This window comes from Roseateles sp. GW821-FHT09H10 (assembly GCF_059415865.1).
In genome coordinates this window covers 197,113-220,495 of sequence record NZ_JBWKOB010000007.1, presented here as the reverse complement: position 1 = coordinate 220,495, position 23,383 = coordinate 197,113, and the positions used below count along the sequence as shown (strand labels likewise).

At 69.0% G+C, this 23,383-nt stretch carries 22 protein-coding genes; 6 read left to right on the top strand and 16 right to left on the bottom strand.

All coding sequences use genetic code 11. The features are described from left to right. Positions 1-45 precede the first annotated feature (45 nt). Complete coding sequence (locus AC07OY_RS27045; protein ID WP_495045700.1) at positions 46-1,878, top strand: right-handed parallel beta-helix repeat-containing protein; 1,833 nt, start codon at positions 46-48, stop codon at positions 1,876-1,878. A gap of 668 nt (positions 1,879-2,546) precedes the next feature. On the opposite strand, the gene AC07OY_RS27040 is transcribed toward AC07OY_RS27045, so the two are convergent. From AC07OY_RS27040 to AC07OY_RS26975, 14 genes are all read right to left on the bottom strand, one after another. Then, positions 2,547-4,343, bottom strand: a complete 1,797-nt coding sequence (locus tag AC07OY_RS27040; RefSeq protein WP_495045699.1) for a secretin GspD/PilQ domain-containing protein — start codon at positions 4,341-4,343, stop codon at positions 2,547-2,549. Beyond that, positions 4,340-4,741, bottom strand: coding sequence for a hypothetical protein (locus tag AC07OY_RS27035; RefSeq protein WP_495045698.1), 402 nt, complete (start codon positions 4,739-4,741; stop codon positions 4,340-4,342). Before AC07OY_RS27035 ends, AC07OY_RS27040 begins: the two co-directional genes overlap by 4 nt. Then, positions 4,738-5,451: a hypothetical protein gene (locus AC07OY_RS27030; RefSeq protein ID WP_495045697.1), complete on the bottom strand. Its 714-nt coding sequence runs from the start codon at positions 5,449-5,451 to the stop codon at positions 4,738-4,740. The genes AC07OY_RS27035 and AC07OY_RS27030 overlap by 4 nt, the downstream gene beginning before the upstream one ends. After that, on the bottom strand, positions 5,448-6,125 hold the full coding sequence (locus AC07OY_RS27025) for a PilN domain-containing protein (RefSeq protein ID WP_495045696.1): 678 nt from the start codon (positions 6,123-6,125) through the stop codon (positions 5,448-5,450). The genes AC07OY_RS27030 and AC07OY_RS27025 overlap by 4 nt, the downstream gene beginning before the upstream one ends. Beyond that, a complete protein-coding gene (locus AC07OY_RS27020) occupies positions 6,125-7,108 on the bottom strand; it encodes a hypothetical protein (RefSeq protein WP_495045695.1) in 984 nt (327 codons plus the stop codon). Before AC07OY_RS27020 ends, AC07OY_RS27025 begins: the two co-directional genes overlap by 1 nt. After that, complete coding sequence (locus AC07OY_RS27015) at positions 7,108-10,716, bottom strand: DUF6701 domain-containing protein (protein ID WP_495045694.1); 3,609 nt, start codon at positions 10,714-10,716, stop codon at positions 7,108-7,110. Before AC07OY_RS27015 ends, AC07OY_RS27020 begins: the two co-directional genes overlap by 1 nt. Further along, positions 10,713-11,150, bottom strand: coding sequence for an agglutinin biogenesis protein MshP (locus AC07OY_RS27010; RefSeq protein WP_495045693.1), 438 nt, complete (start codon positions 11,148-11,150; stop codon positions 10,713-10,715). The genes AC07OY_RS27015 and AC07OY_RS27010 overlap by 4 nt, the downstream gene beginning before the upstream one ends. Then, positions 11,147-12,079, bottom strand: coding sequence for a type II secretion system protein (locus AC07OY_RS27005; RefSeq protein ID WP_495045692.1), 933 nt, complete (start codon positions 12,077-12,079; stop codon positions 11,147-11,149). The genes AC07OY_RS27010 and AC07OY_RS27005 overlap by 4 nt, the downstream gene beginning before the upstream one ends. 1 nt (position 12,080) lies before the next feature. Further along, the gene (locus AC07OY_RS27000) at positions 12,081-12,659 is read right to left on the bottom strand and encodes a type IV pilus modification PilV family protein (protein ID WP_495045691.1); all 579 of its coding nucleotides are present in this window, start codon (positions 12,657-12,659) and stop codon (positions 12,081-12,083) included. 37 nt (positions 12,660-12,696) lie between these two features. Further along, positions 12,697-13,215, bottom strand: a complete 519-nt coding sequence (locus AC07OY_RS26995) for a hypothetical protein (protein ID WP_495045690.1) — start codon at positions 13,213-13,215, stop codon at positions 12,697-12,699. Further along, on the bottom strand, positions 13,215-13,589 hold the full coding sequence (locus AC07OY_RS26990; protein ID WP_495045689.1) for a prepilin-type N-terminal cleavage/methylation domain-containing protein: 375 nt from the start codon (positions 13,587-13,589) through the stop codon (positions 13,215-13,217). The genes AC07OY_RS26995 and AC07OY_RS26990 overlap by 1 nt, the downstream gene beginning before the upstream one ends. A 149-nt stretch (positions 13,590-13,738) precedes the next feature. Continuing rightward, the gene (locus AC07OY_RS26985) at positions 13,739-14,968 is read right to left on the bottom strand and encodes a type II secretion system F family protein (RefSeq protein ID WP_495045688.1); all 1,230 of its coding nucleotides are present in this window, start codon (positions 14,966-14,968) and stop codon (positions 13,739-13,741) included. A gap of 157 nt (positions 14,969-15,125) precedes the next feature. Then, positions 15,126-16,859: a GspE/PulE family protein gene (locus AC07OY_RS26980; protein ID WP_495045687.1), complete on the bottom strand. Its 1,734-nt coding sequence runs from the start codon at positions 16,857-16,859 to the stop codon at positions 15,126-15,128. Between the two features lie 17 nt (positions 16,860-16,876). Then, complete coding sequence (locus AC07OY_RS26975; protein ID WP_495045686.1) at positions 16,877-19,408, bottom strand: GspE/PulE family protein; 2,532 nt, start codon at positions 19,406-19,408, stop codon at positions 16,877-16,879. A gap of 129 nt (positions 19,409-19,537) precedes the next feature. Between AC07OY_RS26975 and pcp the strand changes: the two genes are divergently transcribed. After that, on the top strand, positions 19,538-20,191 hold the full coding sequence (gene pcp, locus AC07OY_RS26970) for a pyroglutamyl-peptidase I (protein ID WP_495045685.1): 654 nt from the start codon (positions 19,538-19,540) through the stop codon (positions 20,189-20,191). On the opposite strand, the gene AC07OY_RS26965 is transcribed toward pcp, so the two are convergent. Both AC07OY_RS26965 and AC07OY_RS26960 read right to left on the bottom strand, forming a co-directional pair. Beyond that, positions 20,192-20,386, bottom strand: a complete 195-nt coding sequence (locus AC07OY_RS26965) for an anti-sigma factor family protein (RefSeq protein ID WP_495045684.1) — start codon at positions 20,384-20,386, stop codon at positions 20,192-20,194. It lies immediately after the preceding gene. After that, positions 20,383-20,967 (bottom strand): sigma-70 family RNA polymerase sigma factor, encoded by a 585-nt coding sequence (locus tag AC07OY_RS26960; protein ID WP_495045683.1) that lies wholly within the window; start codon positions 20,965-20,967, stop codon positions 20,383-20,385. The genes AC07OY_RS26965 and AC07OY_RS26960 overlap by 4 nt, the downstream gene beginning before the upstream one ends. 100 nt (positions 20,968-21,067) lie before the next feature. Here AC07OY_RS26960 and AC07OY_RS26955 point away from each other — a divergent pair, with 100 nt between their 5' ends. Genes AC07OY_RS26955 through AC07OY_RS26940 form a run of 4 tightly spaced genes read left to right on the top strand, consistent with a single transcriptional unit; the run spans position 21,068 to position 23,352 of the window. Continuing rightward, positions 21,068-21,328 carry a BufA1 family periplasmic bufferin-type metallophore gene (locus tag AC07OY_RS26955; RefSeq protein WP_495045682.1) on the top strand — a complete coding sequence of 87 codons (261 nt, stop codon included), beginning with the start codon at positions 21,068-21,070 and terminating at the stop codon, positions 21,326-21,328. A 4-nt stretch (positions 21,329-21,332) separates the two neighbouring features. Then, the gene (gene bufB / locus AC07OY_RS26950; RefSeq protein WP_495045680.1) at positions 21,333-22,169 is read left to right on the top strand and encodes an MNIO family bufferin maturase; all 837 of its coding nucleotides are present in this window, start codon (positions 21,333-21,335) and stop codon (positions 22,167-22,169) included. After that, a complete protein-coding gene (locus AC07OY_RS26945; protein WP_495045679.1) occupies positions 22,166-22,864 on the top strand; it encodes an HvfC/BufC family peptide modification chaperone in 699 nt (232 codons plus the stop codon). The genes bufB and AC07OY_RS26945 overlap by 4 nt, the downstream gene beginning before the upstream one ends. Beyond that, a complete protein-coding gene (locus AC07OY_RS26940) occupies positions 22,861-23,352 on the top strand; it encodes a DoxX family protein (RefSeq protein WP_495045678.1) in 492 nt (163 codons plus the stop codon). The genes AC07OY_RS26945 and AC07OY_RS26940 overlap by 4 nt, the downstream gene beginning before the upstream one ends. Positions 23,353-23,383: the final 31 nt, after the last annotated feature.

Sequence of the window (23,383 nt, the reverse complement as noted above, 5' to 3'; positions counted from 1 at the left end):
TCCGGTTGATAACAACTGGTAGCGCTACCTAAGTCTGGAGACTGCATGATTTCCTCATCCCACCGTGGTCGTTGGGCCGTGGTCCTGGGCCTGCTGGCTGCTTGGGTCGGCACGGCCGCCGCCCAACCCTCGGGTGGCCCCTATGGCCCGGTGCCGCAGCGCTATGCGGTGCCCAAGGCCGCGCATGTCTACTTCGTGGCCCCTGACGGCAAGGCCGAGGCCAGCGGTGCGGCGCTCACGGAGGCCACGACCCTCGAAGCGGCCATGGCCCGCGTCGTCACCGGTGATGCCATCGTCATGCGCGGCGGCACCTACCGCACGGGCGGCCTTCAGCTCAACCAGGGGATCACCATCCAGCCCTATCTGGACGAAGTGCCGGTGCTCAAAGGCACGAAGGTGGCGGCCGAGTGGCAGAGCCTGGGTGGCAATGTCTGGCGCACGAACTGGGCGACGCTCTTCCCCGCCCAGCCGCTGGGCTGGTGGCGGCGCGACCGCGAGGGCATGAAGACGCCGCTGCACCGCTTCAACAACGACATGGTCTTCATCGACGGCGAGGCGCTGCAATCGGCTGGCTGGGAGGGCGAGCTGGGCGCCAAGGGCTTCTTCGTCGACTACGACAAGGGCTTTGTCTACATCGGCAGCAACCCGGCCGGCCGCCTCGTCGAAATCACGGCCCATGACGTCGCGCTGCACCGTCCCTCGCGTGCCGTGCATGGCAAGCCCTCCGATCGCAAGGGCCCGACGCTGCGCGGCATCACGTTCACGCAATACGCCTACCGGGCCATCGACATCGAGGGAAAAAAACCCTCGACGCCCGTCTCGGAGGAGCCGACGGACGACCCCGTCGGCCCCTCGCCGGAGTCCGAGCATGGCAAGGAGGTCGTCGGCACGCTGCTGGAGAACGTCACCATCACGCACTGCTCGCGCGTGGCCGGCTATTTCCGTGGCGACGGGCTGGTCATCCGCAACTCGCTGATCAGCGACACCAGCACCGAGGGCATCTACGTCATCGGCTCGTCGGACGTGCTGCTGGAGCGCAACCTGATCCGGCGCAACAACGTCGAGCGCCTGACCGGCTACTACCCGGCGGCGGTGAAGATCTTCAACCAGTCCCACCGAGTCACGGTGCGCGACAACCTCGTGATCGACCAGCCCCATTCCAACGGCGTCTGGTGGGACGTCGGCAACCGCGACGGCGTCTTCATCAACAACCATGTCGAAGGCACGATGGCCGGCCTGTTCTTCGAGATCTCCAAGGGGGTCACGGTGGCCGGCAATGTCTTCGTCGACAACCAGCAGGGCATCCGCGTGCTGAACAGCGCCGGCGCCAAGGTCGTGCACAACACCTTCGTCAACTCGCCGGTGCTGATCGACCGCAACGAGCGCAGCGCCCAGGGCGACCATTTCGGCTGGCATCCGCAGACCGGGCCGGATGTGAACGAGCGCGTCGGCCATGTCTTCGAGGGCAATCTGCTGGTGGCCGATGCCGGTGTGAAGGGGCCGCTGCTGCGCTTCGAGCAGGGGCCGCTGACCTGCGGCAAGGTCACGCAGGCGATGGCAAGCCGTGTTGACGGCAATGCCTATCTGCGTGCCGGCAGCGGCCAGCCGCTGGTCAGCTGGGCGCCGGTGGCGGGAGCGGCCTGCCAGACGACATTCGCCAACCTCGACGCTTTCCGCCAGGCCGTGCCGGGGGTGGAGGGCAAGGGCAGGGCGCTGCTCGCATATGAAGGCGCGGTGTTCAGCAGCCCGGAGCTGCGTCGGTTTGAGCTGGTGCGCGTGCCGGAAGACGTTGAGCCGCTGCCGGTGGCGGAGGACCTGCGCAAGCTGCTGGGCTGGGAGGCGATGCGTTTGCCGGGGGCGTTGCCGGCTGTACGTTGATTGTTGGTGGGCTCTTCGCAGAGCCTTTCGACTCGATGCAGTGCCGCCGGAATCCGCCCGGCGATGGCGGGTAACTTTTCTCTGACGCGCCAGAGAAAAGTCACCAAAAGAGGAGCGCTCAATGCAATCCGCACTCGAGCGAGAGAGCGCGCTCGCGTTGCTCGAATCGGAACGCACCTCGATGCGAACCGCTGCGCTCTCGCGTCTGACTTGTGACGAGGCCCATCCATCGCCCCTTCAAGCCGCTTAACGCCGGCTGCACGCCGGGCTCATCAAGGAATACCGAACAGCCGCGCCGCCCGAGCGGCGCTGCATTGGGCTGTTCCTCTTGAGCCCGGCGTGCAGCCGCGCGTTAACAGGTGCGCTGCGGCGATGAGCGCTGCTGGTGACAAGTCAGACGCGAGAGCGTAGCGGTTCGCTTCTTGTCGGAATGCCGGTGGATGTTTTCGCGCGCCGCCGTTGGCGTCATCTCGCCAGAGTGCGGTTCAGGGCCTCTTCTTTGGTGACTTTCTTCTGGCCCCGCAGAAGAAAGTTACCCGGCCGCCGCGGACTGAGCCGGACTTGAGGCAGTCCCTGCGGACTGCCTCATGCCTGGCGAAGGCCTTGCCGCATGCAAGCGGCAAGGCAGGACTCCCGGCAATGCATCGATGACGCGCACTGCCTCGAACTCACTTCGGCTTGGACTCCGCCGCCGCTGACCCATCCAACCGGATCACCCGCCGCGAACGGCTCTCCGTGTCGTCCAGCGACTCGCTGATCATCCGGTTGTGCTGCTCCCAGTCCTCGGCGCTGCGGATGATGCTGGGCTTGATGAGGACGACGAGTTCGCGCTTGCGGCCGTTGTTGGCGCGGTTGCCGAACAGCATGGACGTCAGCGGATTGCTGTCCGCGCCGGGCACGCCGGAGCCGCGGCGGGTGGCCTCCATCTGCATCAGGCCGCCGATGGCGACGATGTGGCCGTCGGGGATGCGCACGACCGTGTCGCTCTCGTTGACGCTGGCGCTGGCCAGCGGCAGGCGGAAGTTGCCCACCGAGCCGAGGTCGACCTGCTTGACCTTCTCCGTCACGTTGGACACCGACGGATGGATGTGCAGGGTGATCATGTCGGCGGCGTCGATCTGCGGCGTCACGTCCAGCGCGATGCCGCTGAAGAAGGGCGTCAGCGTCAGCGTCGGGATCTGGTTGGTCGTGCCGTTGGTGCCGGTATTGCCGGTGTTGGTACCGCTGTTGCTGCCGCTGATGCCGGTGATGAAGTAGTCGTCGGTGCCGACCTTCAGCACGGCCTTCTGGTTGTTCAGCGTCGCGATGCGCGGGCTGGACAGGATCTGCGTGTCGCCGTGGCTCTCGACGAAGGCCAGCAGCGCCTGGAAGCCGCCCCGTGCCAGAGCCAGGCCGAGGGTGCCGCCGCCCGAAGAGGGCAGGGGGATGAGGTCGGGCCAGGCCGGGCTTTGTGTGCCGCTAGACAGCACGGGGAAGCCGCGCGTGTTGCTGACCAGCGGATTGATGATGCTGCTGACGCCCGACGGGATGGAGGGGTTGACGCTGGTCTGGCCGATGGCGCCGCGCTCACCGATGCGCGACCAGTCGATGCCGCTCTGGTAGCCCTCGCGCAGTTCGACCTCGACGATCTTGGCCTCCAGCATGACCTGGCGTTCGACCGAGATGCGGGTGGCCTTGAGCCAGGCTTCGACATGGCGCAGCTCGTCCGGCATGGCGCGCACGGCCACCGTGCCGGTCTGCGGGCTGGCGATGACGGTGCGGCCCTCGCCGTTGCCGACCAGGGCCCTCAGCGCATTGTTGGTCTCGGTCCAGAAGTCGCTGGCCACCCGGGTGCTGAGCTGGGTGCTGTCCTGCTGCAGCACGGTGTTCGTGCTGCCGCTGCCGCTGCCGCTGGCGGGGGTGTTGCTGCCGCTGCTCGGGTTGTTGGGGTTGCTGGCCGGTGCGGCGCCGGAGCTGACGCGGACTTCGCTGCGGCCGGTGCGCTGCAGGGCCAGTGCATTGATCGTGAAGACACGGGTCTGCAGCGCCGGCGGGAAGACGGTGATGCGGCGGCCGTCGATGGAATAGTCGAAGCCGTAGACGTCGCGGATGGCATCCAGCGACTCGCGCAGCGTCACGCCCTTGAGGGTGACCGAGAGCGTCCCCGACACGCTGGGATGCACCAGCATGCTGTAGCGCGTGTCGCTGACCAGCGACAGGAAGACGTCGCGGGCCGGCGCGCCGTTGACGATGAGGTCGAAGCGCGGCTCGGGCGGCAGAGCTGGCGCGGGTGCCGGGACCGGCTGGGCGACGACGGCTGGTGCCGCCGCCGAGGCGGCCGCGGCCGGCGGGGCGGTCCGCTGGGCCTGGAGTTCCTCGCGCAGGGCCTGGCTGGGCTGGGCCACGCGCAGCGGCTTGTCGGCACAGCCCGCCAGCAGCGCAGCAGCGGCGCTGGCCAGCAGGAGTCGTTGGACGGGGGCCTTCATGGCTTCTCCTTGGATTTCTTGACGCCCGAAGCGGCCGGAGCGGCTTCGGGGGGCGGCCGCTTCTCGACGCCGCCGTACAGCGGCTCGCGCCGGACCTGGCCGGCCTCGCGCAGCCACACGGCCTGTTCGGTGATGCGCTCGATGCGTGCGCCTTCGATCTGTTCGCCGACACCGTAGCGCCGGCCGCGCAGCACGACATAGGCCCGGCCGCCGGCGAAGACGACGTGGCGGATGGCTTTGTCGGCCGGCTCGGCACTGGACGCCGCGGACGCGGCCGAGGCCGCCATGGCGCTGCGCAGCGCGGGCGGCCAGGCCGTGGGGTCGCGCGACGGCTCGTCGGCGGCCTGGGCATGGGCGGCGGCGCACAGCAGGAAGCAGAGGGCGAGGGCGGCTCTCATGGCTGCACCTTCAGCAGATGAATCTGGGCCAGCAGGCGCGGCGTTTCGCCGGGGCCGCCGGCGCTCAGGCGCATCTCGCCCCAGCGCAGCCCGGGCAGCTCGCGTTCCAGGGCCTGCAGATAGCGCTGGGTGTCGCGGTAGCCGCCCTGCAACTGCAACTCGACGCCCTGCCAGCTCATGCCTGGCATGTTGGCCGCCGGTGCCGAGGCGGCAGTGGCGGCAGTGGCGGGCAGGCGGACCGGCGTGTCCTCGAGCAGCGTCAGCCTCTCCAGCACCAGGCCGGGCTGCTGGGCCAGCACGCGCTGCAGCAAGGCCGACAGGCCTTCGGCCGGGTTGACGGCGCTGGCTTCGCGCAGGCCTTCGTCCAGGCGCTGGCGTTCGCTGCGGGCCCGCTCGAGCTGGGCCTGCAGTTGCGCGGCCGGTTCGGTGGCGCCGCTGCCGCTGGCGGTGACGAACTGCTCGCGCAGCTTGGCGAGCTCCGCGGCCTGCTGGGCCTGGGCATCGCTGCGCAGCTTGGCGCGGGCGGCCTGCGGCCCGAGCACATAGCTGTCGAACAGCAGGGCCAGCACGGCCACGATGCTGAGGAAAAGGAAGGCGCGCTCGCGCAGGCTGAGGGCGTCGATGCGCTGGGCCTGGCGCTGCCAGCGTGCCAGCAGCGGCGCCAGGCGCCTGCGCAACAGCGCGAGGTCGATGGTCGTCTGGGCCTTCATCGAGAGCCTCCCGAGGCCGCGTTGGCGGCCTGTGCCGGCGCGCTGACGACGCGGAAGGCCCAGACCGGCAGGCTGCTGTTGGCCAGGGGGCCGCCGCGTGACAGCAGCGGATTGCTGCTGGTTTCGGTGCCCGGCGCGCCCAGGCGCTCGACGCGCAGCGCCGACAACTCCTGGCCAGCCAGCAGCGGATGGGCCGCCAGCCGCGCCAGCCAGGGGCGCAGCACGGCCGTGTCCAGCGTGCCGCCGACGATCTCGATCCGGCCCGGCGCGTAGCGCAGCTCGCTGAGCCAGGCTGCCTCGGGCAGGGTGCGCGCGATCAGGGCGAGCAGGTCGGAATGGCGCTGCCCGGCGGCGTCGCTGCCGAGCACCTGCAGCAGCGCGCGGCGGTCGGCGTTGCCGGCCTCCAGCGGTTGCAGCTGCCTCTGCACCGTGGCGGCGTCCAGCGGCGCGGGCAGGCCGGCCTGGGCCACCATCAGCTGCTGGCGTTCCGTCGTGTACTGCGCCAGTACCGCCTGGTGCTGGGCCTCGGCGCTGCGATCACGCTGCTGCAGCCACAGCGCCGCGGCCAGGCCGGCCGCGAACAGCAGGCCGGTGGCCTGCACCAGGGTCAACGCCGAGAAATAGCGCTTGGGTGCCAGCAGGATGGGCGTGAGCAGATTGATTTGCTGGGCCATCAGAGCTTTCTTGTCTCCGTGCGCAGGGCGGCGCCCAGCAGGGGCAGGCAGGCACCCAAGGCCTGGGTGAGGTCGCCTTCGGGCGAAGGCGGCGAGGGCGCGAAGGCGGCCAGCGGGTCCAGGGCGACGGTGCGCTGGCCGAGCTCGCGCTGGATCAGCGTCGCGACCTCGGCGCCGTGTTCGGCCGTGATGACGTACAGCCGCGCCAGCGGCAGCTCGGGCCAACTGCGCTCCCAGACGTCGATGGAGCGCTGCAATTCGACGACCAGCGGCGATTCCTGGGTCGTGCTGGCATCGAAGGCGCCGCCGGGCTGGTACTCGAAGCCCAGCGGCAGGTCGGCCGGCCCGGCCTCGGCCTGTTCGCCACGGGCGCGGGCCAACAGGCCGGCGTCGCCCTCGAGACGGCGCGTGTAGAAGAGTTCGTCGCCGGCGCAGACGACCAACAGGCAATGGCGTTCGTCGATGTGCACGGCGGCGCAGGCGCGCGCGGCCAGGTCATCGGCGCGGGCCTGGGCGCCGAGCAGGTTGCGCAGGGCGGTTTCCCAGACATCGACGACGCCGATGTGCTCACTGATGCCCGACGCGCCATCGGTCAGCGCCTTGATGGCCGTGTTGCGCGCCGCGATGACGAAGAGCTCGCGCTTCGCGCGTTCGACGTCGCCGCCGACATGCATGACGTCCAGCGTCAGCTCGGCCACGTCGACATCGACCATCTCCTTGATCTGCCAGCGCGCGGCGGATTTCAGTTCCTCCTGCGGCACATTGGGCGTGTCGACCTTGAGGATCTGGTAGTCGGCCGGGTCCAGCAGCGCGATGGCGTCGCCCGCGGGGACGGGTCTTGCCTCGTTCAGCAGGCCCCAGCGCAGCAGCCGGGCCGGTGCGTCGCCGGGCGGGCCGTCGGTCAGCACGAAGGCATGCTGTTCGCCGACACGGCGCAGCAGCAGGCGCTGGCCGCTGCGGCTGGGAGTCCAGGGCCAGCGCATCAGAAGTTCTCCCGCTGGTAGACGATGCCGTTGCTGCCGCGGTACAGGCCCCAGGTCGCGCGGGCGCTGGGGTCGCTGTTGCCGCCGCACCAGGCGCCGCGCAGGCCAACGAGGTTGGCGCCGGCGGTGGCGGCCTTCGTGCGCCAGCCGCTGGGCATGCAGGAGGCATCGGCCGGGCTGGCGCCGGCGCCCAGGGCGATGGCGACATCCATGCTGCCGACATGGCCGCCGGTGGGCTTGGCGAAGGTGATGAAGGTCGGGATTGTCGGATTGACGGTGACCTCGTTCGGCGACATGACCGCATCGTTCGCGACATTGAGCGTCTTGCGGAAATTGCCGAAGCTGAGGTGGGCAGCGGTCACGCGGGTGCAGTAATCCAAGTCGTTGATCTTGAAGCTGTTGCTGGTGCTGTCCCAGTACTGGGCCGTCAGGGGCAGCATCAGGGGCCGTTCGGCCGCGCTCATGCCATTTTGTAGGCGCAGCCGGCCATAGCGCAGGGGGATTTGCCCGACGTTTGCAGTTTCGTTGCCGGCGACGGCCGGGTCGCTGTTCAGATTGGGGGTGGTGATGGCGACGAGGTCGTCGTCGACGGGCGCGATGCCGAACTCCGCCGTCGCGAAAGGCCCGTCGGGAGCGGCGATGCGGGCCACGCGGGCCGTCAGCGACACGTCGGCCAGCCCAGCGGCCCAGTTGCCCGTCGGGGTCGATGCGGACAGCCTGTCGGTGGTCTTGAAGGTCGTGGCGCCGGCCACGCCGGCCAGCTTGAACTTCGCCGGGGTCGTCAGGTCCAGCTTGGCGTAGTTGCCGGCGTAGTTCTGGGTCGCCACATTGGCCGCGTTGACGGCCGTGAGGATGAAGCCGAGCTTGAAGTCCTCGTCGAGATAGGTGAAGGTCGAGGCCGGCGAGCAGGCGGGCACCATGGCGCTGCGGTTGGTCGGCACCTTGGGGGTGACGGTGAAGCCGGCGGGAATGAAACGGCCGATGTTGACGCTCTGGGTGCCGGCGACGGTGCCGCCGCCCAGGTAGTCGGTATCGGCCAGCGAGGGCGTGATCTTGATGATGCCGACCTCGCTGTAGCTCAGGTTGGCCACGTCGGCGATGCCGCTGCTGAACTTGTCGCCGGTGACGGTGGCGGCGGCGGGCGGGATGCTGCCGGCGACGCCACCGGATGGCCCGGTCAGCAGCGGCGTCAGCAGCACGCCTTCGGGCGTGTCTTCGCGGCCGAAATTGGGCGCGGCGGCGCCGCTGGACGTCGTCGCGGTGATGCGGGCGCGGAAAGGCGAGCCCGCTGCCACAAAGGCCGGGCCGGTATGGTCGGTAGGCTCCAGGTTGGCCGCGAAGGGGCTGGCGGGCTTGGTGATGTTGGAGACCGTGAAGCCGAAAGGCTTGGTGACAAAGGCCAGGCTCTTGCCGCTGATGGTGTCGCTGCCGGCGCTGCCGACACTGACGCTGTGGTTGAAGTGCAGCAGGGTCTTGCCGACGTCGGCGAAGTTGATCTTGAAGGGCGCGTTGCCGTTGCTGTCGAACTCCATGGACACGGCCGTGGTGCCGATCGAGGCGTTCTTGTTGTTGCGCTGGATGACGGTGCTGGCCTTGGGGGCGGGTGTGGCTCCGGGCGAGAAGCTCGCGACCGTCATCAGATTGCTGGCGCTGCAGCTGGCGGGGTCATTGCACTCATAGCCCCAATTGACGCTCTTGGTGCCCGTCAGCGCGGCCTCGCAGGCCTGGCTGCTGCTGCTCTTCCTGACGGCGCGCAGGTAGTAGAAGTTGCCGCTCAATGTACCGGCCGTGTGGGTGGGCAGCGTGGCCTCCGTGCCGCCGGTGCTGGCCGAGACGATGAAGGCGGCATTCCTGAAGGTGGTCGTGCAGCTGTTGGCGGCCGCACAGCTGACGCCGTCCGGGCAGCAGCGCCGCGGGTTGGAGGCCGCGGTCGATTCCGAGCCCAGCGTGACCGTGACGTTGCTGCCCTCGGTGCCGCCCGGCCAGGCCAGGGTGGTCGTCGCGACGCCGTTGGTGAACGTGACGATGCTCGGGCTGAGCGTGCCGGCCGACGTGGTCAGCACCGCCGTGCCGTTGATGGAGGTCTCGACGCTGCAGGAACTGGCGTTCGTGGAGCAGGCCTTGACGGTGATGGTGCTCTGCAGGCAGGTCAGGCTGGTGGTCGGCACCGACAGTTCGTAGTGGTCCAGCGGCGGCAGGCAGATGCGCACTGGTGTGGTCTGGTCGGCGGTCAGCTCCAGCGCGCTGATCTCGTAGTTGTAGACCCGCATCTCGTCGATGAGGCCGTTGGCCGAGTTCAGCGTCGCATTGGCGGGCGCTGTTGTGCTGCGGTTGTCGCCGACGAACATCGTGCCGATGGTGTTGTCCAGCGTGCCGCTCGTGGTGGTGGTGGTGGCGCCGACCTGGGAGCCCCCGATGTAGATGCGCAGCACGCTCTGGTTGTTGCCGGTGGCCAGCTTCCAAGTGATGGCGATGTGACGCCAGGTGGCGGCCGTGACGACCTGGGCCGGCGTGGTGGCCGTCACCACCAGGCCGTTGCTGTCGGTGAGGGTGAAGCGCAGCGAGCCATCGGCCTGGCGCACGAGGAAGAAGGGACGGGACGTCGACGTCGTCGCGTCCAGCAGCATGGCGGCCGAGTTGCTCCAGGCCGTGTTGGCCTGGTACCAGAAGGTGACCGCGCCCTTGTCTCCGATGCCGGAGTTGACGTCCAGCAGCGTATCGACGGCATGGCTGGTGGCGTTGGTGTTGGCCGGAATGCTGAGCGAGCGACAGACCCGGGCCGTCGCCGAAGTGGTGGCGGTGCCCACACCCACACCGTTGTTGCTGTTGCCGCTGCTGTCGGCCACCTCGCCGACGCGGCCGCTGTAGTTCCATTCATCGAAACGGTACTCGGCGCGGCGTGTCGGTGTGCCGCTGGGCACGAACCAGCGGATGGCGCTGCCGTTGGCGTTGTAGCCGCTGTTGTAGGAGTACTGCGTGTAGTCGCTGCTGTCGACCTGCACGCCGATGGTGGCGTTGGAGCCGCTGGCATTGGCGTTGCCGTACTGGTACTTGAACTCGCCGTTGACGCCGTTGGCGCTCTCGAAGAGGATGATCTGGAAGGTGTAGGGCGTGCTGGTGTTGTATTGGTAGACGCCGTTCCAGGACACGACGAGATAGCGATTGGGTGATGTGCCCTTTTGCTCCCAGGTCACGCCGCCGCTGCCGCTCTGGCTGGGGTTGAGGTCGGTCCAGTAGGCCAGGATGACGTTGGTCGTCGCCGCTGTCGTGCAGCCGCTCTGCGCCGCGGGCGTGCCGGCGGGCAGGGTGGTGTTGGTGTAGGTGCGGAAGAAGCCGTTGTCGGTGCCGAACTGCAGGCCGCCATTGGTCAGCACGCGCACCGTGGTGTAGTCGGCGCCCGCGAACCTGAACTTGAAGCCGCCGGTGAAGGTGATGGTGGCCTTGTCATCGTCGCCGGGGTAGCTGGTGCAGCTGCGGTCCCAGGCGAGGGTGTTGGCCGCCGACTCCCAGGCGAAGCTGTCGCTGCGGAAGGTGTAGCTCGAGGCCGCCTGGGCGGCCGTGCCCAGCAGCAGGCACAGCCAAGCGACGAGGAGGCGCCATGTCTTCATTTGGCCAGGCTCCGGCTCAATTGGCGCTCCGCATACGCCAGCTCATTGGAGGACCCGCTGACGCAGGCGCCGCCGCTCGTGATGTTGCAGGCCGTCGCGGTCAGCTCGTAGAAGGCCAGCTGGGTGTCGCCGTCGCTGACGGTGCCGGCGCCCGGCGTGCGCACGCACCTGACGGTGACCGTGAAGTCGGACAGCTGGTCGGGCAGGGCGAAGCTCTTGTCGGCGAAGCAGGCCGGCCTGGCCGCGCCGGGCAGGATCTGGAAGCTGCCCCACTCCAGGCCGGCCAGGGCCGCCTGGTAGGCCCGGGCTGCCGCCAGCTCGCCGGCCGAGCCCAGCTGCTGGCGCTGGCTGAGCGAGGCCAGGGCCACGCCCATGGCGGCCAGGGCCACCAGGATGAAGAGCATGGACATCATGGTGAAGCCGCGCTGGTTCATGGCATGTTGTCCACATGGACGGCGTGATAAAGGGTCACGGTCTCGTTGTTGCGGCTCATCGAGATCTGCAGCGTGACCAGGCCGTAGCGGGCCGCCACGGCGCCGGCGTTGAAGTTGAAGCTGCAGGCCGACACATCGCGCGCGAGGATGGCGCTGCTGCCGCCGGTCGGCGGGTCGGGCTGAGCGGCATTGAAGCCGTAGCCGGTGTAGCGCGTCAGTGTCTTGGCCGCCGTGTCGCAGCGGTAGCTGACGGGCGGCTCGATGGCATAGACGCGGTAGGGCGGCGCCTGCAGCGACGTGGGCAGGGCGGTGCCGGCGACGCCGACATTGACCGCATTGCCGGCAGCGCTGGTGGCGGTGCGCACATTGTTCAGCGTGTAGGCATCGGCATCCGGAATGCCGGCGCCGAGGTTGTACCAGGCGAGCTGCTGGCTGGCATGGCTGAGCTTGAGGGCCGGGCCGATGATGGCGAAGTTCGGAATGGGAGCGACGCCGAACTGCAGGGCTGTCGCACCCTCGGCCATATAGCGCGCCGCGCCGCTGACCGGTATCAGCTCCACGCTCATGCCGCTGGCCGACACGCGGGCGCTGTTGGGCAGGGCCAGCGTCAGGTCGCGCGCCATGCGGCGCAGGGCGGTGTCGGCCTGGTCGCCCAGGCGGGCCCGGTCGGCGCTGGAGAAATAGGCCGTCGTCGCCGGCACGATGAAGACGGCGACGAGGCTGATGACGATGCCGGTGATGGCGATGACCATCACGGACTCGATCAGCGTGAAGCCGCGCTGCGACCTGGCATGCGTCGCATTGGCGGGCCGAGCGACGAGCCGCTCCCTAGCCGGCCCGCGTTGACGATGTGCTTGCCGGTCGATCCGGCAAGCATCGTCGTCCCCTCGGGGGACCGGCCAAAGTACGCTTTGGACGAGGGGCTTCATGTCAATCTGCCGCGTTGGGGGCGTAGCGCGTGCGCCAGCCCTGCAGGGTGACGACCTTGCCGTCGGGGGCGGTGACGCTCACCGTGATCTTCAGCGCGGCACCTGCCGCGGGGATGCTGTCCAGGGCCTCGGCGGCCACGGCCACCGAGGCGCTGTAGCCCGACAGCCCGGCGATGGCCGCGCCCGTCACGTCGCGGATGCCGGCCATGGAGAGGCCGGCGTAGTCGTTGACGTTGTTGAAGAAGTTGGTCGGGCCGTAGCGCGTCTGGCCGGGTTCGGCGCCGCTGCCTTCCACGAGCGAGGCGCAGCCGTTGGTGGGCGAGACGGCCCCCACGGTCGCCGTCTCGACATTGGCGTCGGTCGGGTCGCACCAGGTGAAGGGCATCAGCTCGATCTCGCGCAGCAGCGACTCGGCGATGGCGAGCTGCTGGCGGCGCATCATGGGGTCGGCACTGGCCGTCGTCGCCGTGACGAAGACCTTCAGCATCGCGGCCAGCGCGATGCCGACGACGACGATGAAGAGCAGCAGTTCGATCAGGGTCAGGCCGCGCGCGCGCAGCCTGCGGGGCAGGGCCGGCATGCGGGAAATGCTAGCCGAGCAACCCATGGTCCAAGCCTCAAGGTGTCGGGTAGATCAGACCAGTATCCGCCTCGATGCGGTAGGCCTGGGTGTAGCCGCCGTAGGACACGGTGACGGTCATGGCGCCTCCCGCGCTCGTTGCGGTCGCGCCGCTGTTGCCGCTGTTGAAGGTCACCGTGCGGCTGGCGCTCTCGGCGATGCAGGGGCTCTCGGTGGCGGGACAGGGCAGGCTGTCGATGGCGGCGCCGCCACCGTAGGCCCAGCTGACGCCGGTGCCGGTGAGGGTGGCGACGATGGGGCGGCGCTGCTGCAGGGCCAGCCTGAGCATGGCCTGGTGGCGGGCCTGCAGGTCGTCGCCAAAAGTACGAAGCCGCCACAGCGTCGTGTCCACCACCTTGGGGAGGGCGAACACCGCCAGGGCGGCTGTCATCACGATGACGAGGATGAGCTCGATCAGCGTGAAGCCGGTAGTCCGGCTCGATGGCGCGGAGTACCGGCTCGGCGTGCCGGGTTGCCGGCGCGCCAATCCCGCGGCTGAGCGCGGGTGACGGGTCATCAGGTACCGGTGACGGTGAAGGTGGCCGTCTTGTTCGTGTGGCCGGTCAGTACGCAGGTGCTGACGGTGACGTTCGAGGCGGCCGTGCTGTCGGTGGTCACCGAGAAGCCGGTGGGCAGCGGGCTTTGCAGGGCGCCGATGACGTCGGAGCACTTGGCCACCGTCACGCCGTTGGCGCTGTTGGCCTTCTTGGCCGCGTAGTTGATGGCCGAGGCCGAGCTCAGGGCACCGGCGACGCCGTTGACGGCCGCCTGCTTGGCGTCATCGTCGACGGCGACGAACTTCGGCAGCGCGACGGCAGACAGCACGCCGAGGATGACGATGACCATCACCAACTCGATCAGGGTGAAGCCGGCTTGCTGGGACTTGTTCATGGATGCCTTCCTGCGCTTGCTGCGCTGTGGTGCGATGGAGCGAACTATCGGCCACCGCCTGCGCCATGAGAAGTGAATAGCGCACGAGTTTCAGGCCAGTTCCACGCCGGCCTGCAAACCGTTGCAAGCTTCACGCCTCGGGCGTCGCTTCAGCGCCCCATGGCCGCCTGGCCGAGGTTCCACAGCGGCAGGAAGACGCCCAGGGCCAGCACCAGCACCATGCCGCCGATGATGGTCAGCAGGATGGGCTCGATGGCGGCGGACAGGCCCTTGATGGCGAAGTCGGTCTCGCGCTCGTACATCTGCGCGATCTCCGTCATCAGGGTGTCCAACTCGCCTGTTTCCTCGCCCACCGCAATCATTTGCAGCACGATCGGCGTGAAGACGCCCGTGCCGGTGGCGCAGCGCGAGATGCTCTCGCCGCGCTCGACGCCGTCGCGCATCTGCTCGATGCGGGCGCCGATATAGGCGTTGTCCACGGTCTGGGCCACCACGGTCAGGGCCTGGCTGATGGGCACGCCCGAACTGCTGGCCAGCGCGAAGCTGCGCGCGAAGCGGGCCAGCGTGGCCTTCAGCACGATATTGCCGGCGATGGGCAGCCTGAGCTTGAAGCGGTCCCAGCTGTAGCGGCCGCCGGGCGTGGCGATCCAGTTGCGCCAGGCCAGGAAGGCACCGATGCCGCCGGCCACGACCAGGGGCCACCATTTCAGCGTCCAGGCCGAGAAGCCGAGCAGGATGCGCGTCATCAGCGGCAGCTCGGTCTTGAAATGCGAGAAGACGTCGGCGAACTTGGGCAGCACGAAGACGTTGATGACGATCAGCGCGATGGCCATGGCGATGATGACCATGACGGGATAGCGCAGCGCCTGCTTGATGCGGGCGCGGATGTCGAGCTCGAACTCCAGGTGCTCGGCCAGGCGCTGGAAGACCTCGGTCAGCTTGCCGGTCAGCTCGCCGACGCGCGTCATGGCGACATAAAAGGTGCTGAACACCGTCGGGTGGCGGGCGAAGGCGGTGCCGAGCTCGCGGCCCTGGTCCAGGCTGGCGCGCACGTCCTGCAGCAGGGCGATGATGCCGGGGTGGCTGGTCGACGCCTCCAGGCCGGCGAGGGCGCGCAGGATGGGCACGCCGGCCTTCTGGAGCGTGTAGAGCTGGCGCGTCAGCACCAGGGCGTCTTCCTGGGTGATGGGCTTGGCGAGCAGGGCTTCCAGCCAGTTGCCGCCGCCGGCGACGCTGACGGCCTCGGTCGTCGCCTCGATGCTGACGGGCACGACGCCGCCGGCCATCAGCTGGGCGGCGACCGCATCGCTGTTGATGGCATCGACGATGCCCTCGACGAGCTCGCCGCGGCCATTCCGCCCTTTGAACGCGAAGTTCATACCAGGTATTCCGGGCCGAGCGCTGGGCCGCTCCCGAGCCGGCCCGCTTGGGCGCGTGCTTGCGGCTCAATGCCGCAAGCATCGCCGTCCCCCAGGGGGACCGGCCAGGATCGCCCGCGTGCAGCGAGGCGAGATTGGACGAGGGGCTCCAACTCTGTCATTCAGCGTCCACGCTGATGCGCACGGCTTCCGCGAGCGAGGTCTTGCCTTCTCGCACCAGGGCCAGGCTGCGGTCGGCCAGGGTCTTGCCTTTCAGCGAGCGGCGCGCGGCGGTCAGGAAGCCGCCGGCATCGCTGTTCTGGATGGCCAGGGCCATGTCGGAATCCAGCTCCAGCATCTCGTAGATGCCGCGCCGACCCTGGTAGCCGGTGCCGTTGCATTCGGCGCAGCCGCGGCCGGCCACGCTTTTTACCGTGCCGGGCTCCTCGCCGTTCAGGGCCAGGACCTCGTTGATCCAGGCCTGCTCCTGGGGCGTGGCGTGATGCGGTTCGGCGCAATGCTTGCAGATGCCGCGCAGCAGGCGCTGGGCCAGCACGGCCTGCAGCGAGGTGGCCACCATGAAGGGCGGCGCGCCCATGTCGAGCAGGCGGAAGGGCGTCGAGACGGTGTCCTTGGTGTGCAGCGTGGACAGCAGCAAATGGCCGGTGATGGCGGCGCGCAGGCCGATCTCGGCCGTCTCGGCGTCGCGCATTTCGCCCACCAGGATGACGTCGGGATCCTGGCGCAGCGCGGCGCGCAGCACCTTGGCGAAGTCCAGCTCGATCTTCTCATTGACCTGGACCTGGGTCAGGCCCGGCAAGCGGTATTCGATCGGGTCTTCAGCCGTGATGATCTTGAGCTTCTCGGAGTCCAGCTCGGCCAGGGAGGCGTACAGCGTCGAGGTCTTGCCGGAGCCGGTCGGGCCGGTGACGAGGATCATGCCGGCGTCGCGGTTCAGCAGTTCGCGGTAGCGCTTGAGCATGTCCTCGGGCATGCCGATGTCGCCCAGGCGGCGCAGGGCCGATCCCTGGCCGAGCAGGCGCATGACGACGGATTCGCCGTACTGGCTGGGCATGGTGGACAGGCGCACATCCAGCGTGCGGTCGCTCAGGCGCAGCGTGAAACGGCCGTCCTGGGGCAGGCGCTTCTCGGAGATGTCCAGGCCGGCCATCAGCTTCAGGCGCTGGGCCAGGGCGGGCGCGATGCGCTTGTCGGCTTGCGTGAGCGTCTGCATCAGGCCGTCGACGCGGTTGCGGATCAGCAGCTCGCCTTCCTGGGGCTCGATATGCACGTCGGAGGCGCCGGCGCGGGTCGCGTCCTCGAACACCGACTGCAGCAGGCGCACGACCGGCGCACCTTCCTGGCCGACGCTGGCCTGCAGGGCGCCGAAGTCAACGGCGTCGCCGATGTCCTTTTCCAGCGCCTTCGCCAGGCCGGAGATCTCGTCGCTGCGGCGGTAATGCTTGTCGAAGACGGCCGGCAGCTGGCTTTCGGCCACCACCGCCATGGCCAGGCGGCGCTTCAGGATCTTGGCCAGCTCATCGAAGCCGAACAGATCCAGGGGGTCGGCCATGGCGACCAGCAGGGTGTCGCCGCGCTCCTCCAGCACCAGGGCACGGAAGCGCCGTGCCGGCGTCTCGGGCAGCAGGCGCACGAGGTCGGTCTTGAGCGGGAAGGTCTTGAGGTTGACGAAGGGGGCACGCAGCTGGCGGGCCAGCACATGGGCCAGGGCCTCCTCGGTGATGAGGTTGGCCTCGATGAGGATGCGGCCCAGCTTCTTGCCGGTGGCGCGCTGCAGCTCCAGGGCCTGGCCGAGCTGCTCGGCCGAGATCAGCTGCTGCTCGACGAGGACGTCGCCCAGGCGCAGCTTGGGGCGGGGGGCGGCTGCGGTCTCGACCGGGGTTTCACTCATCGACTCGGACCTTCAGATCATGCGTTGCTGGTGGCGTGTACTTCGGCGAGGGTCGTGATGCCCTGCAAGACCTTGATGATGCCGTCCTGGCGCAGCGAACGCATGCCTTCGGCCAGCGCAGCGTGATGTAGTTCCTCGGCGCGGGCCCCCGTCTGGATCATGCGGCGTATGTCCTTGGAGACAGTCAGCAGCTCATGCAGGCCGGCGCGGCCCTTGTAGCCGCTGCCGCCGCAGGCCGTGCAGCCGGGGCTGTGGTGCTTCATCAGCCGGCCGCCCTGGCCATGGGTCTTGATCCATTCCGACATCAGCGCGAGCTTGCTGGGCCGGCCGTCCGCGGGGAAGACATGCAGATAGTCGTCCAGCAGCTCCTGCAGCTCGGTCTCGGTCATGGGCTCGCTGGTGCGGCAGGCCGTGCAGCTGCGCCTCACCAGGCGCTGGGCCAGCACGGCCAAGAGCGAGTCGGCGAAGTTGAAGGGGTCCATGCCCATGTCCAGCAAGCGCGTGATGGTCTCGGGCGCGCTGTTGGTGTGCAGGGTGGACAGCACCAGGTGGCCGGTCAGCGAGGCCTCGACCGCGATCTCGGCCGTCTCCTGGTCGCGGATCTCGCCGACCATGATGACGTCGGGGTCGGCACGCAGGAAGGCGCGCAGGGCCTTGGCGAAGGTCCAGTCGATCTTGGGATTCACCTGCACCTGGCGCAGGCCGGCCTGGGTGATCTCGACCGGGTCCTCGGCCGTCCAGATCTTGCGTTCGGGCGTGTTGATGTAGCTGAGCGCCGAATGCAGCGTCGTCGTCTTGCCGGAGCCGGTCGGCCCGACGCACAGCACCATGCCATAGGGCCGGGCGACGGCGCTCTGCAGGGCCGTGAGGTTGGCGGGCGCCAGGCCGATGCGCTCCAGCGGCATGGGCTTGCTGCTGGCCAGCAGGCGCATGACGACGTCTTCCAGGCTGTTGTTGGTCGGGATGGTCGCGACGCGCAGCTCCAGCTTGTGCTGGGGCGAGAAGCGCGCGAAGTTGATCTTGCCGTCCTGGGGCTTGCGGCGCTCGGAGATGTCCAGGTCGCACATGATCTTGATGCGGGCGATCATGGCGTTGCGGTAGGTGTGGGGCAGCTCGAGATAGGGCTGCAGCACGCCGTCGCGGCGGAAGCGGATCTTGAGCTTCTCCTTGCCGGGGTAGGTCTCGATGTGGATGTCGGACACGCCCTGGTTGTGCGCCTCGATGATCATGGAGTTGATCAGGCGCACCAGCGAGTTGTCGCTCTGCTCGATGGGCGACTCGTCTTCCTTGGTCGTGCGCTCGCTGCTGTCGCGCTCCAGGCTCTCGATGAGCTTGTTGGAGCTTTCCAGCGTGAAGTCGGGCTGGAAGTCGGGCAGGGGGTCGACGTTGGCGCCGCGCGGCAGGGCCTCGGAGCCGAAGCGGTCGAAGGCCAGCGGGATGGCGAACTGCAGGGTGCCGAGCTTGGTCAGCGTCGGCACGACCTTGAGCTGGGTGATGAACTCGACCTCGTCGAGGGCATCGCGGCGCGTCGGGTCTTCCATCGCGACGACCAGGCGGCCGTCGCGCAGCACCAGGGGCAGCACCTCCAGGCGCTTGGCCACCGCATGCGGCAGCTTGCGCACGGCATCGGGCTCGACGGCGAAGTTCTCGACGTCGACGACCGGATAGCCCATCTTGCGCGCCAGGGCCGACTGCAGCTGGGCACGGCTGATGACGCCCTTGCGCACCAGCAGTTCGCCCAGCGGCACCGAGCGGTCGTCGCGCTGCTGCACCAGGGCGACCTCGAGCTGCTCGGGCGTGACCAGCTCCAGGGCCAGCAGGGCCTCGCCGATGCGCACCATGGGCATGCGGGCCTGCTGCTCGATGGCCTGCAGCAATTGCTCGGCGGTGACGATCTGCTGGTTGACCAGGATGTCGCCGACGCGGCGCTGACGCAGGTCGCTCTGCTCGACGGCGGCGGCATTGAGCTGCTCGGGGGTGACGAGGGCGTCTTTCAGCAGCAGGTCGCCCAGGCGCTCGCCGATCTCGAAATGCGCCAGCACCTCGCGCGGGATGAAGACGCGGCGGATCGAATCGTCGCTGTCCGACAGCGGCGGGAACAGGAAGAGGCCGAGGTTGTCGTGGTGGTGGCCGATGGTCACGCCCTTGAGCTCGTCGCCGCCGTTGAAGACGACGCGGAAGTCCGAGCGCGGGCGCTGGTCGACGCTGAGCGGGGAGTTCAGGTCGCCGCTGTCGCGCGGCGGCACGGTGACCGTGCGCAGCAGCTTGACGGCGCGGAACTGGCTGAACTTCAGCGGCATGCTGTTGCGCGCCGGCGGTACGTTGATCTGCACGATGCGGTCGCTGACATCGAGCTTCAGCAACTGGCCGGTGCTGCGGCTGTTGTTCAGTCCCAGGATCTCGCAGGCCTCCGAGCCGCGCTGGACCTCGGGCTGAGGGTAGGCGGCATAGGGCGGGCTGGGCCACAGGAAGCCGGAAGCCGGGACGCCCGACGCGGCAGGGTCGGTGTCGACATGGGGCCAGGGCAGGGGCTGTGACGGGTCGTTCATGGACGGGGGCGGCAGGGACTGCCAACGATTATGGAGGGCGCTCGGGCAGCCTCTTCCCCGAAAAAACGCCGTGCCGGCCTGCCAGACCCGCGGGCCCCGGAGCGGCGCCGGCTTGGGGACAATGCGGCCATGAACATCCTGCTCACCGGTTTCGAACCCTTTGGCGGCGAGGCCATCAATCCCTCCTGGGAAGTCGCGCGGGCCCTGCAGGGCCAGGTCATCGCCGGCGCCACCGTGCAGGCTCGCTGCCTGCCGACGAGCTTCGGCACGGCCCCCGCGGCGCTGGCGGCAGCCCTGGCCGAAGTGCGGCCCGTGCTGGCGATTTCCCTGGGCCAGGCCAGCGGCCGCACCGAGATCTCCATCGAGCGCGTGGCCGTCAACCTCATCGACGCCCGCATTGCCGACAACGCCGGCGAGCGGCCGCAGGACGTGCCCGTGCGGGAAGGCGCACCGGCAGCCTGCTTCTCGACCCTGCCCATCAAGGCCATGCGCAACGGCCTGCGTGCGGCCGGCCATCCGGCCGGACTGTCGCTGTCGGCCGGGGCCTTTGTCTGCAACCAGGTGTTCTTCGAGCTGCAGCACCAGCTGGCGGGCCAAGGCGTCATGAGCGGCTTCATCCACATTCCGGCCCTGCCCGAGCAGGCCGCCCGCAGCCAGCCGACGGTGGCCAGCATGAGCTTGGCGGCCCAGGTCGACGCCATCAAGTTGGCGATCGCAATTGCGCTGGCGGGAGATGAAGAACTCGCTGCGGCGGGCCCCGACGAAGGCGCACCGACCAGCTGATCACTCGTCGGTGTACTGGCGCCAGCGCGCGCTGGCCTTGCGCATCAGCTCCACCTGGCGGAAGAAGCGGCGGCAGTTGGTGCAGACGCGGTGATGCAGGCGCAGCGACAGGCGCTCGGTCAGCGGCATGCTGCGATCCTCCGCTTTCAGCGTGATCTCCGTGGCTTCCCGGCAAGTGATCTTCAGCTTGATCAAGGCGCTCCTCCAGCGGGCGCTGCGGTATTGAACCACCCTGCCTGCAGGCAGTCCCGCAGCCTCAGGCGGGCACGGTGCAGCATGACCCAGAGGTTGGTCGGCGTGATCGCCAGTTCCTTACAGATCTCGTCGGACTCCAGTTCCAGCCACTCCCGCATCATGAAGAGGCGGCCCTGCTGGCCGGGCAGCTTCTCGACGCAGGCCTCCAGCACCTTCATGAAGTCGACCTGGCGCAGCACGTCCTCCGGGTTGCCCCAGTCGTGCTGGGCCTCGCGCCAGTGGCCGTCGCCGGAGAACAGCAGATCGTCCAGGTCCTCGCCGTCATCCGTGCTGGCCGTCGTCGACATCTCGCGGCTGTTCTTGCGGATCTGGTCGACCAGCTTGTGCTTGAGGATGCCCACCAGCCAGGTCTTCAGCTGACTCGCGCCGGCAAAGGCCTGCGGCTTCTCCAGCGCGGCGAGCAGGGTCTCGGAGACGGCGTCCTCGGCCCAGGCCGGGTTGCGCAGCTGCAGGCGCGCGTACTTCAGCAGGGCCGGGCGCAGGGCCTCGATCTGGCGGCAGAAATCGGGAGAGACGGTCATGGCGGCGCGCAGTGTAAGGACTGGACAGTGTCTTGCGACTTCGTTCTCGCCGCCGGATGATCGGCCGCCTTCCACCCCCCAACCTTTTGGAGACCTGTCCATGAAGAACCAAGCCCTCGTGTCCTCCGCTCTCGCCGCCGCCCTGTCCCTGGGTGTCGTCGCCCAGGCGCAAGCCGCCGATGCCGCCAAGGAAAAGTGCTACGGCATCGCCAAGGCCGGCCAGAACGACTGCGCCTCCGCCAACGGCAGCCATTCCTGCGCCGGCCAGGCCAAGACCGACAAGGACGCCAACGAATGGAAGTACGTCGCCAAGGGCACCTGCGAGAAGGAAGGCGGCAAGACCTCCGCCCCCAAGAAGTAAGGCCTTGACGGCGCCAGCCCCTTGCGTCGGCATCGGCTGGCGCCATGCCCATTACGAAGCCCTGCTGGCCGAGCGGCCGGCCCTGGGCTTTGTCGAAGTCCATGCCGAGAACTTCTTCGCTGACGGCGGCATCACGCTGGCCGTGTTGCAAGCCGGCCGCGAGGCCTATGAGCTGAGCCTGCACGGCGTCGGCCTGGCCCTGGGCTCGGCCGCGGGGCTGGATGTCCGCCACCTGGACAAGCTGGCCCGGCTGGTCGAGCGCTTCGAGCCACGCTGGGTGTCCGACCACGCCTGCTTCGCGCGCGTGGGCTCGGGCCTGCACGCGGCCGATCTGCTGCCCATCCCTTTCAACGACGAGTCCCTGGCGCTGATGGCCGGCCATGTGCAGCAGGTTCAGGAGCGCCTGGGCCGCCCCATGCTGGTCGAGAACATCAGCGCCTATGTCGGCTGGGTCGGCGACACCCTGGCCGAACCCGAGTTCTTCAACGAGCTGACGCGGCGCAGCGGCTGCGGCCTGCTGCTGGACGTCAACAACCTCTTCGTCAACGCCCGCAATGCCGGGCTCGCGCCGGATGCTGCCGCGCGCGAGGCCATGCGCTGGGTGGACGCCATCCGTCCGGGCAGCGTCGGCGAGATCCATTTGGCCGGCCACTGCGAGCTGGACGACGGCCTCGTCATCGACGACCACGGCAGCCGCGTGCGCGAGGAGGTCTGGCGCGTCTACGAGCACGCGCTGCAGCGCCTCGGCCCGCTGCCGACGCTGATCGAATGGGACACGGCCGTGCCGGAACTGTCCGTGCTGCTGGACGAGGCTGCGCGGGCGCGGGCGCTGCAGGCATGAAGGCCGAGCAGCAGGCCTTCGTCGATGCCGTGCTCGGCCGTGGTGACGCGCCCACGGGGCTGACCGGCGCCGAGCGCGGCCTGGCGGCCTATCGAAACAACCTGAGGGCGCTGTCGGCCCAGGCCCTGGCCGTGCCCTTTGTGCGGCTGCGCGACGAACTCGGCGAGGACGAGTTCGCGGCCTTGGCCTGGACCTTCTGGCGCCACCACCCGCCCGACAGCGGCGACCTCGGGCAATGGGGTGGGGCGCTGGCGGCCTTCCTGGTCGAGCGCGCGGGCGAGGCCTCGGGCCTGCCCGACCTGGCCCGCCTGGACTGGGCCCTGCACCAGGCCGAGCGAGCAGCAGACGTCGAACTGGATGTGGAGTCGCTGAGCCTGCTCGGCACGACAGCCCCCGAGGCCTTGCGCCTGCTGCTGCGGCCCGGCGTCGCCCTGCTGGCGCAGCAGGACGGCCCGGTGCTGGTCTGGCGCCGTGGCTGGCGCGGGGAATGGCAGCCGCTGTCGGCAGCCGAAGCGGCCTTCTTCACGGCCCTGCAGGATGAAGTGAATCTTGCCGACGCGCTGGAGCGGGCCGCGGTGAAAGGTTCCGGCGCTGAAACCGACTTCGACTTCGCCGCCTGGCTGCAAGCCGCGCTGCAGAACGCCTGGCTGCAAGGGGTCAGGGCTCTCCCACCGAACCGGACCACCTCCTCATGAAAGCACTGCTTTGCGCCGCCTGGCGCGCCTTCACCGACCCGGGCCTGCAGCCGAGCCGCCTGCCCGCGCCGCTGGACACGCTGGTGAGCCATCTGCAATCGCTGGCCCTGCTGGCGGCGCGCCTGTATGTGGCCAAGATCTTCTTCATGTCCGGCCTGGTCAAGCTGCGCGACTGGTCGGCCACGCTGGCCCTGTTCAACGATTACTACCAGGTGCCGCTGCTGCCGCCCACGCTGGCGGCCTGGATGGGCACGGGCGGCGAGCTGGTGATTCCTGTCCTGCTGGGGCTGGGGCTGGCCGGCCGCTTCGCCGGCGTCAGCCTCTTCATCGTCAACCTGATGGCGGCACTGTCGCTGCCGGCGGAAGACCTCTCGGCCGCGGGAGAGGCCCAGCATCTGCTGTGGGGCGTGCTGGCCCTGTCGATTGCCCTGTTTGGCGCCGGGCGCTGGTCCGTCGATCGCCTGCTCGCAAAGCCCGCCACTCTGTAAGCGAGCGCCACATTTGGAAACGGTGCGGGCC

Coding starts and splice junctions, on each gene's coding strand:
- AC07OY_RS27045 (WP_495045700.1), top strand. CDS start 46: ATGATTTCCTCATCCCACCGTGGTCGTTGGGCCGTGGTCCTGGGCCTG.
- AC07OY_RS27040 (WP_495045699.1), bottom strand. CDS start 4,343: ATGAAGGCCCCCGTCCAACGACTCCTGCTGGCCAGCGCCGCTGCTGCG.
- AC07OY_RS27035 (WP_495045698.1), bottom strand. CDS start 4,741: ATGAGAGCCGCCCTCGCCCTCTGCTTCCTGCTGTGCGCCGCCGCCCAT.
- AC07OY_RS27030 (WP_495045697.1), bottom strand. CDS start 5,451: ATGAAGGCCCAGACGACCATCGACCTCGCGCTGTTGCGCAGGCGCCTG.
- AC07OY_RS27025 (WP_495045696.1), bottom strand. CDS start 6,125: ATGGCCCAGCAAATCAATCTGCTCACGCCCATCCTGCTGGCACCCAAG.
- AC07OY_RS27020 (WP_495045695.1), bottom strand. CDS start 7,108: ATGCGCTGGCCCTGGACTCCCAGCCGCAGCGGCCAGCGCCTGCTGCTG.
- AC07OY_RS27015 (WP_495045694.1), bottom strand. CDS start 10,716: ATGAAGACATGGCGCCTCCTCGTCGCTTGGCTGTGCCTGCTGCTGGGC.
- AC07OY_RS27010 (WP_495045693.1), bottom strand. CDS start 11,150: ATGAACCAGCGCGGCTTCACCATGATGTCCATGCTCTTCATCCTGGTG.
- AC07OY_RS27005 (WP_495045692.1), bottom strand. CDS start 12,079: ATGAAGCCCCTCGTCCAAAGCGTACTTTGGCCGGTCCCCCGAGGGGAC.
- AC07OY_RS27000 (WP_495045691.1), bottom strand. CDS start 12,659: ATGCCGGCCCTGCCCCGCAGGCTGCGCGCGCGCGGCCTGACCCTGATC.
- AC07OY_RS26995 (WP_495045690.1), bottom strand. CDS start 13,215: ATGACCCGTCACCCGCGCTCAGCCGCGGGATTGGCGCGCCGGCAACCC.
- AC07OY_RS26990 (WP_495045689.1), bottom strand. CDS start 13,589: ATGAACAAGTCCCAGCAAGCCGGCTTCACCCTGATCGAGTTGGTGATG.
- AC07OY_RS26985 (WP_495045688.1), bottom strand. CDS start 14,968: ATGAACTTCGCGTTCAAAGGGCGGAATGGCCGCGGCGAGCTCGTCGAG.
- AC07OY_RS26980 (WP_495045687.1), bottom strand. CDS start 16,859: ATGAGTGAAACCCCGGTCGAGACCGCAGCCGCCCCCCGCCCCAAGCTG.
- AC07OY_RS26975 (WP_495045686.1), bottom strand. CDS start 19,408: ATGAACGACCCGTCACAGCCCCTGCCCTGGCCCCATGTCGACACCGAC.
- pcp (WP_495045685.1), top strand. CDS start 19,538: ATGAACATCCTGCTCACCGGTTTCGAACCCTTTGGCGGCGAGGCCATC.
- AC07OY_RS26960 (WP_495045683.1), bottom strand. CDS start 20,967: ATGACCGTCTCTCCCGATTTCTGCCGCCAGATCGAGGCCCTGCGCCCG.
- AC07OY_RS26955 (WP_495045682.1), top strand. CDS start 21,068: ATGAAGAACCAAGCCCTCGTGTCCTCCGCTCTCGCCGCCGCCCTGTCC.
- AC07OY_RS26945 (WP_495045679.1), top strand. CDS start 22,166: ATGAAGGCCGAGCAGCAGGCCTTCGTCGATGCCGTGCTCGGCCGTGGT.
- AC07OY_RS26940 (WP_495045678.1), top strand. CDS start 22,861: ATGAAAGCACTGCTTTGCGCCGCCTGGCGCGCCTTCACCGACCCGGGC.